The 16,440-nt window shown below is 38.3% G+C and carries 19 protein-coding genes; 10 read left to right on the forward strand and 9 right to left on the reverse strand.

Annotated features, from left to right (window positions below):
• Positions 1 to 31: 31 nt before the first annotated feature.
• The 3 genes from E2L03_RS11825 to E2L03_RS11835 all read right to left on the reverse strand — a co-directional run bounded on the left by E2L03_RS11825 (position 32) and on the right by E2L03_RS11835 (position 2,747).
• Positions 32 to 1,069 (reverse strand): cytochrome d ubiquinol oxidase subunit II, encoded by a 1,038-nt coding sequence (locus tag E2L03_RS11825; RefSeq protein WP_134259266.1) that lies wholly within the window; start codon positions 1,067 to 1,069, stop codon positions 32 to 34.
• A 12-nt stretch (positions 1,070 to 1,081) separates the two neighbouring features.
• Positions 1,082 to 2,422: a cytochrome ubiquinol oxidase subunit I gene (locus E2L03_RS11830; RefSeq protein ID WP_134259267.1), complete on the reverse strand. Its 1,341-nt coding sequence runs from the start codon at positions 2,420 to 2,422 to the stop codon at positions 1,082 to 1,084.
• 121 nt (positions 2,423 to 2,543) lie between these two features.
• Positions 2,544 to 2,747 carry an FbpB family small basic protein gene (locus E2L03_RS11835; protein WP_038478302.1) on the reverse strand — a complete coding sequence of 68 codons (204 nt, stop codon included), beginning with the start codon at positions 2,745 to 2,747 and terminating at the stop codon, positions 2,544 to 2,546.
• A 200-nt stretch (positions 2,748 to 2,947) separates the two neighbouring features.
• On the opposite strand from E2L03_RS11835, the gene E2L03_RS20445 reads away from it, so the two are divergent.
• The 3 genes from E2L03_RS20445 (at position 2,948) to E2L03_RS11845 (ending at position 4,695) form a co-directional block, all read left to right on the forward strand.
• Positions 2,948 to 3,094 carry a hypothetical protein gene (locus E2L03_RS20445; RefSeq protein ID WP_158318503.1) on the forward strand — a complete coding sequence of 49 codons (147 nt, stop codon included), beginning with the start codon at positions 2,948 to 2,950 and terminating at the stop codon, positions 3,092 to 3,094.
• Positions 3,095 to 3,203: 109 nt separating this feature from the next.
• Positions 3,204 to 3,545: a hypothetical protein gene (locus E2L03_RS11840; protein ID WP_134259268.1), complete on the forward strand. Its 342-nt coding sequence runs from the start codon at positions 3,204 to 3,206 to the stop codon at positions 3,543 to 3,545.
• A gap of 349 nt (positions 3,546 to 3,894) precedes the next feature.
• Positions 3,895 to 4,695, forward strand: coding sequence for a YfkD famly protein (locus E2L03_RS11845; RefSeq protein WP_038478307.1), 801 nt, complete (start codon positions 3,895 to 3,897; stop codon positions 4,693 to 4,695).
• A gap of 39 nt (positions 4,696 to 4,734) precedes the next feature.
• Here E2L03_RS11845 and yfkAB read toward each other — a convergent pair whose 3' ends face one another.
• Entirely contained in the window at positions 4,735 to 5,850 is a 1,116-nt protein-coding gene (yfkAB, locus tag E2L03_RS11850) for a radical SAM/CxCxxxxC motif protein YfkAB (RefSeq protein ID WP_038478310.1), read from the reverse strand.
• A 128-nt stretch (positions 5,851 to 5,978) separates the two neighbouring features.
• Here yfkAB and E2L03_RS11855 point away from each other — a divergent pair, with 128 nt between their 5' ends.
• Together E2L03_RS11855 and E2L03_RS11860 are read left to right on the forward strand one after the other, a co-directional pair.
• Entirely contained in the window at positions 5,979 to 6,170 is a 192-nt protein-coding gene (locus E2L03_RS11855; protein ID WP_038478313.1) for an SE1561 family protein, read from the forward strand.
• 16 nt (positions 6,171 to 6,186) lie between these two features.
• Positions 6,187 to 6,834 (forward strand): histidine phosphatase family protein, encoded by a 648-nt coding sequence (locus E2L03_RS11860; protein WP_134259269.1) that lies wholly within the window; start codon positions 6,187 to 6,189, stop codon positions 6,832 to 6,834.
• A gap of 45 nt (positions 6,835 to 6,879) precedes the next feature.
• Here E2L03_RS11860 and E2L03_RS11865 read toward each other — a convergent pair whose 3' ends face one another.
• A complete protein-coding gene (locus tag E2L03_RS11865) occupies positions 6,880 to 8,226 on the reverse strand; it encodes a hemolysin family protein (RefSeq protein WP_038478319.1) in 1,347 nt (448 codons plus the stop codon).
• 384 nt (positions 8,227 to 8,610) lie between these two features.
• Positions 8,611 to 9,435: a DUF368 domain-containing protein gene (locus E2L03_RS11870; RefSeq protein WP_095149882.1), complete on the reverse strand. Its 825-nt coding sequence runs from the start codon at positions 9,433 to 9,435 to the stop codon at positions 8,611 to 8,613.
• A 155-nt stretch (positions 9,436 to 9,590) separates the two neighbouring features.
• Here E2L03_RS11870 and pdaA point away from each other — a divergent pair, with 155 nt between their 5' ends.
• On the forward strand, positions 9,591 to 10,373 hold the full coding sequence (gene pdaA / locus E2L03_RS11875) for a delta-lactam-biosynthetic de-N-acetylase (protein ID WP_197196469.1): 783 nt from the start codon (positions 9,591 to 9,593) through the stop codon (positions 10,371 to 10,373).
• A gap of 28 nt (positions 10,374 to 10,401) precedes the next feature.
• Here the strand turns inward: pdaA and E2L03_RS11880 are convergent, their stop codons facing one another.
• Positions 10,402 to 10,764, reverse strand: a complete 363-nt coding sequence (locus E2L03_RS11880) for a hypothetical protein (RefSeq protein ID WP_038485416.1) — start codon at positions 10,762 to 10,764, stop codon at positions 10,402 to 10,404.
• 158 nt (positions 10,765 to 10,922) lie between these two features.
• Between E2L03_RS11880 and rlmD the strand changes: the two genes are divergently transcribed.
• Positions 10,923 to 12,305 (forward strand): 23S rRNA (uracil(1939)-C(5))-methyltransferase RlmD, encoded by a 1,383-nt coding sequence (gene rlmD / locus E2L03_RS11885; protein ID WP_038478326.1) that lies wholly within the window; start codon positions 10,923 to 10,925, stop codon positions 12,303 to 12,305.
• A 135-nt stretch (positions 12,306 to 12,440) separates the two neighbouring features.
• Here the strand turns inward: rlmD and E2L03_RS11890 are convergent, their stop codons facing one another.
• Positions 12,441 to 12,641: a hypothetical protein gene (locus E2L03_RS11890; RefSeq protein WP_055735126.1), complete on the reverse strand. Its 201-nt coding sequence runs from the start codon at positions 12,639 to 12,641 to the stop codon at positions 12,441 to 12,443.
• Positions 12,642 to 12,888: 247 nt separating this feature from the next.
• Positions 12,889 to 13,074 carry a hypothetical protein gene (locus tag E2L03_RS11895; RefSeq protein WP_134259270.1) on the reverse strand — a complete coding sequence of 62 codons (186 nt, stop codon included), beginning with the start codon at positions 13,072 to 13,074 and terminating at the stop codon, positions 12,889 to 12,891.
• 423 nt (positions 13,075 to 13,497) lie between these two features.
• Between E2L03_RS11895 and E2L03_RS11900 the strand changes: the two genes are divergently transcribed.
• The 3 genes from E2L03_RS11900 (at position 13,498) to E2L03_RS11910 (ending at position 16,369) form a co-directional block, all read left to right on the forward strand.
• Entirely contained in the window at positions 13,498 to 14,787 is a 1,290-nt protein-coding gene (locus E2L03_RS11900; RefSeq protein WP_124741704.1) for a phosphodiester glycosidase family protein, read from the forward strand.
• A gap of 16 nt (positions 14,788 to 14,803) precedes the next feature.
• Complete coding sequence (locus E2L03_RS11905) at positions 14,804 to 14,971, forward strand: SHOCT domain-containing protein (protein WP_197196468.1); 168 nt, start codon at positions 14,804 to 14,806, stop codon at positions 14,969 to 14,971.
• A gap of 297 nt (positions 14,972 to 15,268) precedes the next feature.
• On the forward strand, positions 15,269 to 16,369 hold the full coding sequence (locus E2L03_RS11910) for an AimR family lysis-lysogeny pheromone receptor (RefSeq protein ID WP_055735123.1): 1,101 nt from the start codon (positions 15,269 to 15,271) through the stop codon (positions 16,367 to 16,369).
• The last annotated feature ends 71 nt before the right edge of the window (positions 16,370 to 16,440 follow it).

Below are 16,440 nucleotides of genomic sequence, written 5' to 3' on the forward strand. Positions count from 1 at the left end.
CTCCTCTAAAGAGTGCTTCTTTTCTTATTGTCTAATAGTCGTGACCATCGCTTTGTAAATACGCCTTATCTTTAAAAAACAAGCGCCAGAACCATATAAAAACAGGTATTAAAATGGCGAGGCCGATAATGAAGCCAATTAATAAATAGTGGAACATGGTTTCGTTCGTGAAAGAATTGTAGATCGTTACGTCTGGATATAACAGATAAGGCAAGTGCGCCATCCCATAAGCTAAACTGGCAAGACCAAACTGAATGACGGTGAACAAAAGTGCCATCCGCGGCTGCCCCAATTCTTTGTTTTTTGATGGCCACCATAAAGCACTATAACCAATGGCGAATGCAAATAAAGAGGCTGTATACCATCCCCATAGGTCCATAAAATTATCAAACATCCACGGCGCTTCTGGAATAAGCGTGAAAATCGCTGCGATAGCAATAACCAGTGTGAGTGGTCCGAGGATTAAGGCGTTTCTTCGATACGTTCGAGCAGTATCAAAATCCCCTGCCTCTTTAGCGTAATCTGCCATAAAGAGAGAAGAAATAAAAAGCTCAGTCATTAAGCCAAAGCCAATATGGGTATAGAATGCAGGGCTCTGTAGAAGGCCATCTAGTAGAATGTATTGTTGGTCCCCTGCAACTGTTACGAAGCCACCAATCGCAGCTGGTAAAATGCTTATTAAGATAGCGGGAATAATGAGTCCGCAAACGCCGGACACAAGTGTAAGCATCCTTGAATACTTTTCAGTACTGAAAGCGTAAACCATAAAAGCACTTCGAATGGTTAAGAGTAGCAACACTAGACAGAGTGGCACAATCATTAATGTGCCTAGTGTAGGAGCAGCACCAGGAAATAAAGCAACGAAGGCGACAACGAGTAAAACAAGAAACACGTTCGTCACTTTCCACGCTGGTGACAAAAAGTTATTGGCAATACGCGAAGCTTGAACATTATTTTTTCGTTCATAATACATTGCCCAAAAACCGGTTCCAAAATCAATTGAACCTGCCACTGCGTAAATAAATAATAGGATCCAGATTAATAAAATACCAACGTATACGGATTCCATTCGCTAACCTCCTTATGATCCAATTGCATTCATGTCTTGTGCAAGCGGATTACGTTTAAAATAGAAATAAAGAACAAGACTTGTGATGACTAAGAGAACCGCGTAGAGTACAGCGAAAAAGAAGAAAATGATCCCTAAGTTTCCTGAAGTGGTAGCGGCTTCAGATGTTCGTTGAATGTTGAAAATGGTCCATGGTTGCCTACCAGTACAGCTGAAAATCCAGCCAGTCTCAATCCCAATCATTGCAAGTGGTCCAGAGGCTACAAACGCAGCTAAAATCCACCTCGGAAACGCAAAGTTCTCCGTTTTCCGTTTTATAAACCAATACAATAATCCACCAGCAGATATGGCGATTAACCCTCCACCAATAAAGACCATGACATTAAATAAAGTGTGGACGATAAGGGGTGGCCAGTCATCTTGTGGAAAATCATTTAAACCTTGTATGACGCCGTCTGTTGAGTAAGTAGCTAACCAGCTTAATAGTCCTGGTATTTCAATTCCACCGATTACCTCATTTTCCTCAGGACTTGGGACCCCGAATAAGGTTAATGGAGCATTTGACTGCGTTTCAAATAATCCTTCAGCAGCAGCGAGTTTAATCGGAATTTCCTCATAGAGCATTACTGTAGTGTCATGACCTGTTAAACCAGTCCATAATGACATTCCTAATCCGAAGACGAGCGCTAGAAGCATTCCTTTATGATGGTAGCGACGCTCAGCTTGGGTAATAGAGGGTTTCATTAATTTATAAGCCGCAACAGCGACGAGCACAAATGCACCTGTCATATAAGCGGTGCTAACAACATGTAAAGACGTCGCCCAAAAACTGGTGGATAATGCCGCAGAAAGCGGACTAACATTCGTTATCGCTCCGTCTACGATGTCGAAACCTTCAGGTGTGTTCATCCAGGCATGAGCGCTTGTAATAAGAACAGCTGAAGCAACCGCGCCAAAGGCTATAAAAAACGAGCTAACTATGCGCATAGGTGTTGTGAGCCGGTCAGCGGCATAGACATATATCGCTAAAAATAAGGATTCAAGGAAAAACGCAAAAATTTCAATTTGGAATGGTAGTGCAATGACCTGACCAACGATTTCCATAAAACCAGGCCAGAGGAGTGAGAGCATGACCGCAACAATCGTTCCTGTTGGGATAGCCACTCCTAGTAAAATCGCTAAGCCTTTTGTCAAGCGTTTTGCTAAAACAGCATAGTCGTTATCTTTACGAATAACCCGCATTAGTTCACCAAAGAAAATCATGAGTGATATACCAACGGTTAGGGTGGCGAAAATGATGTGAAATGCCATTGACGTACCGAATAGCATTCTTGAAAGTAAGACATTATCCATGTGAATCCTCTTTTCACTTTGTTTAAGAGGTAATTTGTGCAGGTGAAAAGAAAATATACAAAAAAAACTCTCTCAAGTTCATTCACTACTAAGAGTGAGTAGAACGAGAAAGAGTTCGTATTTAGTAACGACGTGACTTGTTAGAAGTATTGTCTACTGAAGCTCGATTCTTTTTAAGAGCACGTTCGTATAACTTGTCGTCTATTTTTGAAAGTGCGTCTGCATCTTTCAATAATTCATCCCGATTTCTAGCCATTAAGTCTTCATAACGAACAGAATGTCTTCTGCGCAAATCCATCACCTTTTTCTGAATATTTCCTAACATCAGTATATCACCTCTATTTGTATATGCAAGGGGAATTTGTTACAAATTTTCGATAAAGAAGATTTATGTCGAAAAAAGTCACTAAAAAAAGTTTGTGTATTTTTAAGAGATACACTTTACACGTAGGGTGTACATTTGGTAAACTATTCTGCATATATAAAAGAAAATATGGGTACGTTAAAAAATGGAGGGGAAGCTTAATGACAGAAAAAGATCGTCAACGTATGGAAAGTTTAGAGGCAAAGATACATGCGCTTTCAAAGGAAATGAATGAACTTAAGCAAAAATCCTATCCAAATTTTGAACAATTAGAAACGGATAAATCACTGGTGCAGACATATAATTAACCCTGTCAGCGAAATTTCGCTGGCAGTTTTTTCATTCTTCTTTGCAAAAGCGTCGAAAATTGTTTTAAAATGATAGTAGAACAAGTTAGTGCTTAGGAGGATGAAGATAATGGCAAAGCGTAAATGGGGTTTCATTCTTGTAACAGCGGTTGTTGTTGCAGTAGCGTCTAAAAAAGAATGGCGTGAGCGAGTATGCATAGAATCAAAGCTTGCTTGTAAGCAAGCACAAGAGGCGTATACATTCTTACGTGATAATCGGGAAGAAATGGTTGCTCAAGCAAAAGAGACGATTGAAGGCGTAAATCTTCTTTGGAAAGATGTTGCTAATGATGTTCGAGCAATTACAGAAAAAGCTGTCCATATTAGAGAAACCTCTGAGGAAGCAATTCATGCAGCAAAGGAAGCAGCAGACGAAATTAAAGCATTAAAAAAGCAACGGGAACTTGAATAGAATAAAAACAACGGGTTATTCTATACGTAAGGACGGTAGCTATGCTACAGTTCTTCCTTAAAATCAGTTGTGCTAGTTACATGTTGATTGTCACACGTTTTCTATAACTAGAAGAGGTGGTTGCGTTGAGCAATGTAAATGTCTTTTTTATCATGTAAGACCATACATGATGAAGGAAGGTGTTTCCAAAAGACAAAAATCGACTCTACCCTAGAGCAGGTGGTTTTATTGCAACAACAGCAGCCAAGCGCTGCTGTTGTTTTTTTGGTAAACATTCTCTTTTTCGATGTGGATAAAACTGTGGTAATTGTTTCACACTAAGCACATCAATAAAAAAGGAGAAAATTTGATGAAAAAGATAATGATCGCATCCTTGCTATTCCTGCTCATTCAATCAAATCTTACTTTTGCTGCAGAAGAGTCACCAAAAGAAGAAAATACGTTCATGATTCCCCAGTCTGTCTTATCGATATCAAAAGAAAATACTTATAAAAATCCGACTCAAGATCTTCCTTATTTACAACCAAGTGAATTGGCTCAGCAACTGTTGGATTCAACAAATGAAGAAATTGAGAACCCAGACCTTATTCGTATAATGAATGAATCATCCATCCAATTTGCCAAATTAGGATTTGCTATGAAAGCATCGATTTATTTAGGTGAATGGCCACTTGCTTATGAATCAAAAGGAACAGAAGTGAATTGGGAATATCAAAAAGTGAATACAAACTATATTGATAATCGAGGCGGGAATGCGCCAAAAACAATGTCGTATTATCAGGAACAACAAAAGAAAATAACCGGTGGTTTAACAGCAAAGATACCGAATTCTGAAGCTGTAGAAAAAATGATGATGATTTCTGCAGCGGAGAAAACAAACCTTCCTTTAGCGTTTGATACAGTTATTGGTCAAAGCACGGTAAAGAATAATCAATATAACGTACCAGCAAACCAAGTAGGGTACTTGTATGGCTATGTACCGGCTGTACATGAAAAAGGAGATGTCACATACGGAGAAGTCTATTTAACCTTACGGGGCGGTAAGCCAAAATTAGACGTAAAAAACGTAACAGAGCAAGGAATTGGTGCGTGGATTCCAGTTCAAGATAATTTATCTTTTACTTTTATGGCATCAACTAAACCTAGATAAAAAAAAGAAGTTCACGCAATGTGGACTTCTTTTTTTAAGCTATAGATTTGAACTTTTTTTTGTAAAGTCAATGTCACTGTAATAAGCGTCACGGACAAGTAAGTTTGGTCCAAGACATTTTACAGCTGGACAATGACAAGATATCCCCTCATTTAACGAAGAGGTCTGCCAAATTCTATAAGCGTCTGGTAATGAGGTATGCTGTATGTTACCCAAATCAGGCGCATCCCCAAAATCAGTAACAATAATATCTCCAGAGAATAAGTTAATATTTAGTCGAGATCGCCCATCAGGGTCATTTCGAACCGTCACGTTCTCTTCTCCATACAATCGTCTTTGTAAATCAAGATCATCTTGGTTATCGGAACAAGGATAAAATGGCAATGTTCCAAACAACATCCATACATTCGGATCTCGATGGTCTAAAAGGCGATGAATGCCTTTGCGAATCTCACTTAGGGAAGCAGTCTCTAATGCAGATGCAAAGTCGCTTGGGTACATTGGGTGAACTTCATGGCGCTGACAACCCATTTCAACAATTTGTTTATGAATGGATTCCAAATGAGGCAATGTTCGTTTGTTAATCATTGTTTCTGCTGATACCAATACCCCTCTAGACGTTAATGACTTCGCATTATCAATCATTCGGTTAAACATAGCTTCACGTTGCTTTTCTCCGGGCTTCCGCTCAGCATGAGCAAATCCAATAAGATGAAAGTCATCAACACTCCCATAGTTGTGTGAAATATGTAGAACATCTAAATAAGGGATAATAAGATCATAACGCTCTAATGGCATGGTTAAATTGGAGTTAATTTGCGTTCTTGCTCCACGTTCATGAGCGTATTTTAAAAGCGGAACAACGTATTCTCGAACGGACTTCATAGACATCATCGGTTCGCCACCAGTAATGCTAAATGCGCGAAGCGTAGGAATTTCGTCGAGTCGTTGGATAATTAATTCTAATGGAAGTGCTTCAGGATCTTTTGGAGATAGTGTATAGCCAACAGCACAATGTTCACATCTCATATTACATAAAGTAGTCGTGGTTATTTCTATATTTGTTAATGAAAGTTGTCCTGTTTCAGCTACATCGATGTACGCTTCCCAAGGGTCGTTTTTTGGTGTGATGCTTGTAGAATAGTTTGTAATCATTAAAATCATACTCCTTTACTCCAACGTCTATCTTATCGTATCTTGTCAAGAAACAAAAGACTGTTTGAGAGTATATGCATACTTTGTTAAACTTAAGCCATTGCATGTAAGTTAAAAGGAGAGATAAAATGGGCCGTGCCGTATCAACAAAGAATGAACAACTTGATTATTTACAAAAGCGCTTCGAATTAGTAGCATCTGTTATTGAAGGAATGGATGCTGATTCTGCTAGCGTTGAAGAGCTCGATTCGATTTTGAAAATGATTGACGATATCGAGGTAAAATGTCAACAATTTCGTAGAGACTGGCCAAACGCTTAAGAAGGAGGCGGTAACTATGAAGCTATATTTTATTCGTCATGGAGAGTCTGAAGGAAATAAACAGGGGAAAATTCAAGGAACGATGAATTTTCCATTAAGTAAGCTCGGAGAAAGACAAGCAGAGGCAGTGGCTGAATTCACGCGATCAATACCAGTTAATCAAATTTATACAAGTGATTTGACCCGTGCTCTTCATACTGCACAAGCGATTACGCAAAAGCTTACTCAACCGTTAAAGGAAACGACTCTATTACGAGAAGTACATCTAGGTTCCATACAAGGTAAAACACGAGAAGACATTTATACAGAATATCCTCATTTAAAAGGAAAACCGCTTGTTGGTGCTGATATAGAGGGTGCTGAAACAACAGACGACCTCAGTGAACGCTGTGAACAATTATTTTCTCTACTAAAAGAGAAGCATAAAAACGACGAATCGGTTGTACTCGTTTCTCACGGTGGTTTTATTAGCATGGTACTCACGTATTTAATTGTTGGTAAACAGTGGGGAGGGGCAAATCGCCCATTTGTGATTGGCAATACAAGCGTCAGCCTTGTTGAATGGGATCTTGAATCCAATCGTTTTTATATCGACTACACAAACCGAACGGCTCATTTAGAAGCAGTGAAAGCTGACCATCAAGCACGAAAAGGAATTTTATAAAATAAAAGACGCATACAATAGCGGTATGCGTCTTTCCTTCGTTTCTTAAGAAGTACCATAAGCTTGAAAGTGATCCTCAATGTCTTGTTCATCGGATCGCTTCAATACTTCTACTAATTTAATTTGGTGACCATCAAAGGCTTTTACTGTAAACGCATAGTCGTTAAAGATCATGGTTTCACCGACTTCAATGTCGTACTTTTCTGTAAGTACCCAACCACCAATTGTATCGACTTCATCTTCGTTTAGTTCAACATGAAGCAATTTATTAACATCAGAGATTAGTGTCTTACCATCTAAAAGATAATGATCTTCATTAATGGTACGAATAAGAGGGTCTTCTTCCACATCGAATTCGTCTCTAATTTCGCCAACAATTTCTTCAATAATATCTTCAGCCGTTATCAATCCAGCAGTGCCACCGTACTCATCAAAAAGAATCGCCATATGCGTCTGTTTCTTTTGCATTTCTACAAGAAGGTCGTTGACTGGAATCGATTCAATTACGTTAATGACGGGGCGAATATAATTTTCCAATTTTATTTCTTCAGTAATGGCTGGGGAGACAATATCTGTTAGCACTTCACGAACGTTAACAATGCCCAAAATGTTGTCTTTATCACCGTTTACTACTGGATAGCGTGTAAATTTCTCTTCACGCATAATGGCTAAATTGTCGTCTAAACTATCTTCTATTGAGACGGCAGAAATTTCAGTTCGTGGAACCATAATTTCTTTGGCCAACCTGTTATCAAAGTCAAAGATTTTGCTAACATACTTAAACTCAGACTGATTAATTTCCCCACCTTTGTAACTATCAGAAATAATTAGGCGCAGCTCTTCTTCGGAATGGGTTACTTCATGCTCTGACATTGGTTTAAAGCCTAAAAGGCGTATTAAGATCCGAGCAGATCCGTTTAAAACCCAGATAAAAGGATAGAGTAAGCGATAGAACCAGACGAGTGGACGGGCAATTAAAAGAGTGACTTGTTCTGCTCGTTGGATTGCAATCGTCTTAGGTGCAAGTTCACCGATAACAACGTGTAGGAACGTTGCAAAGCTAAATGAAACAACGACAGCAAGTGTTGTTACCATTGCAGGCGGTACGACCCCTTCAAAGAATGGATGGAGCATTTGCTCGAACGTTGGTTCAGCTAAACGTCCAATTCCTAGGGCGGTAATCGTAATCCCGAGTTGGCAAGCGGATAAATATTCATCTAAATGCGTCGTTACCCTTTTGGCGTACTTCGCTGATCTCTTTCCAGCTTCTAAATGTGGTTCAAGCTGCGTACTTCTTATTTTTACGATTGCAAATTCTGATGCCACAAAAAATGCGGTTAATCCAATTAATATCGCCACAGCGATAAGGCTAAGTCCCTGTTGTATGTCCAAATATTCCCCTCGTAAAGAGGGAGTCACCTCCTGTAATGTTCAAAAAATAGGCTTGTAAAGCTTCCTAGTTTGGAACAACAGGCTAACGCATATTCTTTACCAAATGTGTAAACGTAGTGCGTACAATGACAATGTGTTTTATGTGAAGTAGATGGTTTCGCAAGAATAGCGGAAGCCCGACTCGATTGGGAAGCAAACGAGAAGTTCCAAACGATAATTGCACGCATGTATCGTTTTTCTATCTACTTTGTACTCTCCACCATCGAATCACCCCGCTCTCATTATTAAGTACTTATATTTTATGGGAAGTTTAGAAGAACGTCAAACACTTTATTTAAAAAAATTAACAATTCAAAAAAGTGCTAAACGTTTAGTTGTTTAGCACTAGGAACGTTCAGCTCGTCCGAAAGTCAACGCAGTGACTAATCCGGCTAAGAACGTAAAAAATGTAACAAGGCCATATAAAAAGGTATCCGGTAACGAGGATGGCGCAATAACAAGTATAGATCCTGCTACAAGGCCTAACATAATAGAATAAGTAGCTTGCGTGTACGTTTTTAAGAAATAACGTATAACTCTACTTGTAAATAAAACACCAAATGCTACACCTAAACCAATCGCTGCAATCACAGGTATATGAAACGAATCAAGAGCGGAAATAGCCGTATAATAAGCGCCAAGCACCATTAGTACTAATGCACCACTAATACCAGGAAGAACAAGGGCCATGCTTGCTAGTACACCGGAAAAAAACAAATAAATGTACGTTCCAGCATTAAAGTCAGTAATGACCGTTTCTACAGGTTCACCAATAAGGCTAGTGAGAGCCATTAGCGTGAATGAAACCCCAATTAATACATAATGATAAGGCTTAAATCGTTTATTCGTTTCCGCATGAGCTGAGCGCCATAAAAAAGGAAGGATACCGACTACAAGACCAACAAATAAGAACATTGTTGGAATAGGATGTTCTGCAAGTAAGTATTTAATAAATTTTGCAGTAATAAGTAAAGCGAAGACCATTCCAATTCCTAAAGGTATTAAAAAGCCTAGCGCTCGCTTTATGTTTCCTTTTGTAATGTCGCTTAATGAGCCAAGTAGTTTTTCATAAATACCCATTAACATTGCGATTGTACTTGCGCTTACGCCAGGAACGGTTTCAGTAACCCCCATTGCAAAGCCGCGAAAGAAATTTGTCCATTTAAACATGCACGTGCCTCCAATATTCATTCATACCAATTCCAATCAAACCATAGCGTATGTGAACATGCAAGTCGAAAAAAAACGAAAGATGTGTAAATCGAATAGTTTTTTCCGGTGAACCTCATACTAACATCAAAGTACAGTTTAACGGGAGGAACGAAATGAAAAGATGGATGGTTTTTATTCTTATATTCTTTGCACTTATCGCATTAGCAGTAAAGCCAGCTTACGCTTTTGATAATACCAAGTATAACTGGAGCTATAAGCCTGCGCCTACTCATACACCAGCAGACACCGAGGAAAAGTATAAAGCATTATTAAAGCAGTCAGACAGTTATTATATTGGAAATACAGAGGAAAAAACACTTTATTTAACGTTTGATAACGGCTATGAGAATGGCTATACAGAAACAGTTTTAGATGTGTTAAAAGAAAAAAATGTTCCCGGTGCTTTTTTTGTAACAGGGCACTATTTAAAAACAGCGGAACCTTTAGTGAAACGTATGGTGGACGAAGGTCATATTGTTGGAAACCACTCCTTCCACCATCCGAGCTTGCCAACGGTAAACGATAGCAAACTTAAAGATGAGTTGGATGCTGTTAAAGAAATGTTCACAACCATAACTGGAGAAGCGCACATGCAGTATTTGAGAGCGCCTAGAGGGGAGTTTAGTGAACGCACACTCATGTTGTCAAAAGAATTAGGCTATACCAATGTGTTCTGGTCGCTCGCTTATAAGGACTGGGAAGTCGATAAACAAAGAGGCAAAGAGTATGCATTTGAACAAGTGATGAAACGAATTCATCCAGGAGCTGTCATGCTTATTCATTCCGTTTCACCAGATAATGCAGCTGCCTTAGGGGATATTATTGATGCTTGTGAAGAACAAGGTTATACATTTAAAAGCCTAGATGACTTAGCATTAAACCAACCATTACCATAAAAAAAGGAGCCGCAAATGCAGCTCCTTTTTAATTCATTTGACTATCGTAAGCAATGGCGCTTGCGATGGTTTCCAACGTTGACAAATCGGTTACGTCAAATGCAATCGATTCTTTTGTCCGTACAATCATCATACCAATTTCGGTGCTAGCAGCATTCTTTACTGGAAATTTTAATTCACCATTACATTCCCATCGTAAATCATTACTGAAGCAAGATGCGGCCACAAGTGTATGGTTTAAATCGTCATACATATAGATGCCAACCCAGTCAATATAAGGTACTGTCTCAACTAAGCTTTCAACCGTTTTTTCAAATACATAATCTGTGTCTTGTTTTTTGTAAACGTGAGCCATAATTTTTAGAGAAGCTATATCCGTAGGAATAGACAACTTATCACCACCTCCGAACACAATTACTTCTCCATTTTATCAGAAGTTTTCATAAGATGAATTAGAAAGTTTAGGAAGGGTAGAAAAATTTGTTATACTATGTAAAAGAAAAGCGCAATACATTAGGGTTTTAATTAGGAGGAAAAAATTTAATTTTTATGAATGACAAGGAACAAAGTAGTATTCAACTAACAAAAGGTCAACGATTCCCACTGACAATTAAACGTTTAGGTATTAATGGTGAAGGTGTAGGGTATTTCAAGAAGAAAGTCGTATTCGTTAAAGACGCATTACCAGGAGAAGAAGTCGTTGTTGAAGTAACGAAAGCAAGCCAACGGTTTACTGAAGCAAAGGTTCGGAAGTTACGAAAGGTTTCACAAGAACGTCAAGATCCTCCATGTCCAATTTATAATGAATGCGGGGGATGTCAGCTTCAGCATATGGATTACGCCGCAACGTTGCGTGGAAAAAAAGACATTGTGGCACAAGCATTCTATCGCTATACGAAGTTAAGCGAAGAAAAACTCCCGTTAAACGATACGATTGGAATGGACAATCCATGGTTTTACCGTAACAAAAGCCAATTACAAACGAGAAAGACCAATGGAAAAGTTGCGGCAGGTTTGTATAAAGAAGGGACACACGAACTCATTGACTTATCGGAATGTCTTGTTCAGCATAAAGAGCTTAATGCCGTAACACAAGTAGTAAAATCTATTTTACAAGACTTATCAATTCCGATTTATGATGAGAAAAAACATAATGGACAAGTACGAACCATCGTTACGCGAGTTGGATTCGAAACAGGGCAAGTGCAACTAGTACTTGTAACACGAACAAAAGAGCTGTCAAAAAAAGAATTACTCATTGAGCAAGTTCGAATGAAGCTACCGCAAGTCACATCTTTTATGCAGAACATAAATCACGAGCGAACTTCACTTATCTTTGGTGAAGACACTCTTCATTTAGATGGAGAAGAAACGATTAACGAACGATTAGGTGAGTTTGCTTTTGATTTATCTGCACGAGCATTCTTTCAGCTTAATCCTACCCAAACGGTGAAGCTCTATAATGAAGCAAAAAAAGCAGCGAAACTCACAGGAAAAGAAAATCTAATTGATGCATACTGTGGTGTTGGAACCATTGGACAGTGGGTAGGTAAGAATGCAAAAGAGTTACGAGGAATGGACACGACGAAAGAAGCAATTGCTGACGCACGAAAGAATGCTAAGCAACACGGAATCCATGCGACTTATGAAGTAGGAACAGCCGAAAAATGGATGCCAATCTGGCTAAAAGAAGGCTATAAACCCGATGTTGTAATTGTGGATCCTCCTCGAAGCGGATGTGATGGGAAGCTTCTTCAATCAATTGTAAAAGCAAGACCCAAACGAGTGGTTTACGTCTCGTGCAACCCATCCACTCTTGCAAAAGACATTGAACAACTGATGAAAAAAGGCTATAAAATCAAAAACATTCAACCTGTCGACATGTTCCCATGGACCGCACAAGTTGAAAGTGTAACCGAGCTAACCCTGTAAATACAGGGTTTTTTCTCTATTCTAATAACGATTGACCACATTTTAACCACAATGAGTTTTCCCGTGAAGATCTTTATAAGGTAGGATTTTGCTAAACAAGAGTTTCTAGTCATTGTCCCCATCTTAGAGCTACTCTTATTTTTTGGTATTGGTTTTACTTCTTGTTTCGCGAAGGCGAGGAAAGACTAATGCCCATGTAAGAAATAGAGAGGTGGCAATTATTAAAGCATTTAGCCATTTAACCTGATCATCGTGAATTATGCTCAATGTTAAGTAAACACTACCGCACACGAGAGCTAATAGAAAAGAGTCAATCCATTTGTTAAATCGATACATGGGCGTACCTCCTATGTTTTTTTTAAAACAGTAAAGGAAAAGCACATAGATCAACGGTTAATCCAGCTGCAATAACTAAATGAATGAACCAGTTCTCTACGAATGAATAGTCACCGAAGTGAATGAGAAAGCAGTATGTAGAGGTAAAAGATAACCTCAAATAAATGATTATTCATCCGTACACTTAAGGACGTTAAAATATTAGAATAAGCAGTTAAGGGGAGTAGGTTAAACCCCTCCCTTAACACTACTCTTTATTAAAAACAGTTCGGTTTTTTTCACGTGATGTGACATAACAAATGAAATAAACGACTGTTGAAATGACTATAATTCCGAGGACTGATTGTGAATTAAGTCTTGAGACAATCATTAAAAAAATGGCTACTGCAAAACCTACTGCTAGGGCATTCCTAAAACACTTATTAGCGAACATTTTTAATCCTCCTAAAAATAAGTTATATCCATCCATACCTCGTATAAGGAGTGCTAAAACTAAGAATTTTTTCACACAAGAATTGATGCGGGTTTGAAAGAACGTTAACAACTGCGAGGACGTATAGATTAAATAGTACTAAAATAACAGTGTTCTAATTGGATTTTGTCCCAACAACAAAAAGAAAGCAGACTTCTTTTTCAAAGGGATTCTCCAATACTAAAGCAATAAAGAGGACTTCCTTTTAGGTGGTTCTCTTTTTATGTATGTAACCTAATGGAACAACTATACAAAATTAGATGGAAGCTACCAAAATAAATGGGTAAAACCTTATAAACTAAGAAAAATGATGAACAACCTTTGATTATTGTTGCTTTATTTCTCTATGTATAGTGAAACAATGTAAAAAGGAGATGGAAACCTATGCAGTATAGTAACAGTGAAAACAAGATTGAAAATTCAGCTTTTTATAGTGGTGTTACAACTAGAGAAGGTAGAAAGAACGGTACTACTTATTATATAACTACAATCGAAGTTTCAGAAGGGGTCACTCTCAAGCATGGGTTAGCTAATAACGCACAAACAGGTGAAACTGGAAGGTCATTTGCACAACGTAACTCAAATACAGTTACATTAAATGCAGGTATTTTTCACCCTACTCAAATGACTTTATCGGGAGTCAATATTGTTAATCGAAGAATTCTATCCGATAGAAGAACAGATAAAGCTAGATACATCCTTGCGTTTAATGATAACAATCTATTTAAAGTATTTCGACCTCAGACTACAGCAACCACAATTTTGAATGAGGGCTATACGAATGCAGTCACTGGGTTTATCCCTTTAATAGAAAATGGTGCTAAACTTCCCCAGACTGTTTATGATGACTATGAGCATAATCAAAATCCTCAGCCCGCACAAATTTTTGGTCAAAAGACTACTGGAGATATTGTCATTTTGACTGTAGATGGTCGTACGAATTTTGATAGGGGCTTCACTTCCCATGAGTCAGCAGAAATTATGTTGCAGGAGAAGGTTGCTTTTGCTTTTACACTGGATGGCGGTGGAAGCGCTCAAACCATAGTGAGAGGTGCCATGGTTAATCGGTCAATCGATAATAATGGCATGACGGAGAGAAAAGTACCTGATTTCTTTTACATTCAAAAACCAGTGAACGGTGTTTCGGCTCAAGATCTTCACTCGTTGGGATCTGACGTTGGCAGGATCTCTAAACGCCTTCAAGAAGTAGAGTCTATGGTACAGCGAATTGATGAGTATAACAGGGGCTTTATACAACTTCGAGGAGTGGAGGGTTATAAAACCCAAGGAATTGAAGTGTGGGAGGGGAACAACCGCAAAGTGAAACTGAATTTACGAGAAGAATTTCTGTCTTTGTACGATTATCAAAATGATCGAACAGTTTTTAGAGTCCAACCAGATGGTACGATTTCATCTTTAAAAGGGACACTAGGCACATTCCACAGTCAATCCAAAGCTTTAACAGATGCAAATGCAATAAGCGAGAACGGTCGCTACTGGATCAGACAAACTGGCGCTATGAATGTTCCTGCCGGACAAACAGCCTGGATGATTGATCACTATCAGTTAAATAATGATGCTTTGCAAATAGCTACACCATTTGTACAATCTTCCATTGGATTAAGAAAACGTAGAAAGACTGGTGGAACATGGACATCTTGGATTAACGCCTAGCATATTGACTCCTTAGTTGTTTGAACAAGCTCATATTATTTGCGAACGGAAATCTAATCAAAAACCCCTTACTGAAACAGCTTTTTCAGTAGCAGATGAAATTAAAAAATTTAAAGAATTACTTGACGATGGAATCATTACAGAGGAAGAATTTCATAAAAAGAAACTTGAGCTTTTACGTTAAAAAGAACCCTTATTGGTATTGCCCCTAAAAAGTTAGAGTGCCAAGCTAGCATTTGGGGTGTAGCACCATTAAGGGTTTATTTGTATGACCGTAAGTTAGAGGGGCTTTTATTCATTATCGCTAATTAGAGAAGGATAGGTCATCATAAGGAAACTGGTTCCTTTTAAGAAGAGGCTAGAGAAAAACGCTAAAAAAGTAGAAATTCTTTTATTTTTCGACAGCAATATTTTTGTTGTTGCTATATAATAAACATTAATCACATCCTACGTCACCGTAGTGAAGAGAGGGGCGTCTGTCTTGTCTAATTATCTATATCAACTTGTTAGCGATTATCTAAGTATAGAAGGGAATAAGCAAGTAGACATCTCAAAAGCAACAGGAATTTCGAAGCCGCTCATTTCTATGTTTGTGGATAAAAAAGGTCAGAAAGATCTGCAGTTTTCTAATTCCTTTGCTATTATTCGCTATATTGAAGAAGAAGATTACTTAGATGTAATGGATGATTACTGTCGGACGTTAACGAAGCCAATTGGTATTTTAAGTTCCCTCGAATATGCTTCGAATTTTAACAGGAGAGATTTGCTTGATGATTTGTTATCTGTTCATCAAGACCATAAAGGCGAAGTAAAGGAATGGATAGACATATACCGGTTTGAGCGGGATAAAGGTTTACTGACTCCAGAAATGGCATGGGAGAGATGCCGAAGCTTATTTGGAAAAGTGACCATACCAGAAGCGCTGTTAAAGCTGGAGTTAATTGAATCTACTTTAACATTCAAACATAATTTTTACGATATGAACAATTTTCTTGCGAGAACAGATCGAAAAGTACATGTACTGCGAGAAGGGTTTTTAAAAGATTCGTTGTTACTTAAATATGATTTACAACGAGCTTATGATAGTTTATATAACCGCATGGATATTCAAGATGCAATACAAAATGCGAATAAAATTCTTAAGAGCCCGCTAGCCTCGGATTTCATTGTAGCTAGTGCGAATCACTTACTTGGACATGCCTATCAAGGTCATTCTGTTGATTTGGCTATTCGTTATTTGGAGATGGCTCAAGCTTGTTATAAAAAAGCAAATTCAAAGAAACATGAACAGATGGAACAAGATATAGCATTTGTGTTGAGTATTAACAATGTCATTCATGATCGCTGTTTAAGCTGTGGAGATGAAGAAGAAGTTGCTCATCAACATTACGTTCGAGGGGAGGTGAATAAGGCACTACGGTTGCTTAAAAGTCAAAGTCAACTAAGTCCTTTTGGTAAGCTCTATTTAGGTTTATGTACAAAAAATGTACATCATGTGTTTGAAGGTTACGGCGAAATGAAGCAAAGTGGCAATAATTACTTTGCAACGTTCTTCACAACAAAGCTAGATAGTATAATTTAAAGAGGTGTTGGCGTATAAAAAAGGTAATGATAAGTATCATCGTTGTGATGTTATTTTTACTAAGTTCGCCG

The sequence above is a fragment of the Shouchella oshimensis genome, assembly GCF_004375095.1.
In the GTDB taxonomy this organism is placed as follows: Bacteria; Bacillota; Bacilli; order Bacillales; family Bacillaceae_D; genus Shouchella; species Shouchella oshimensis.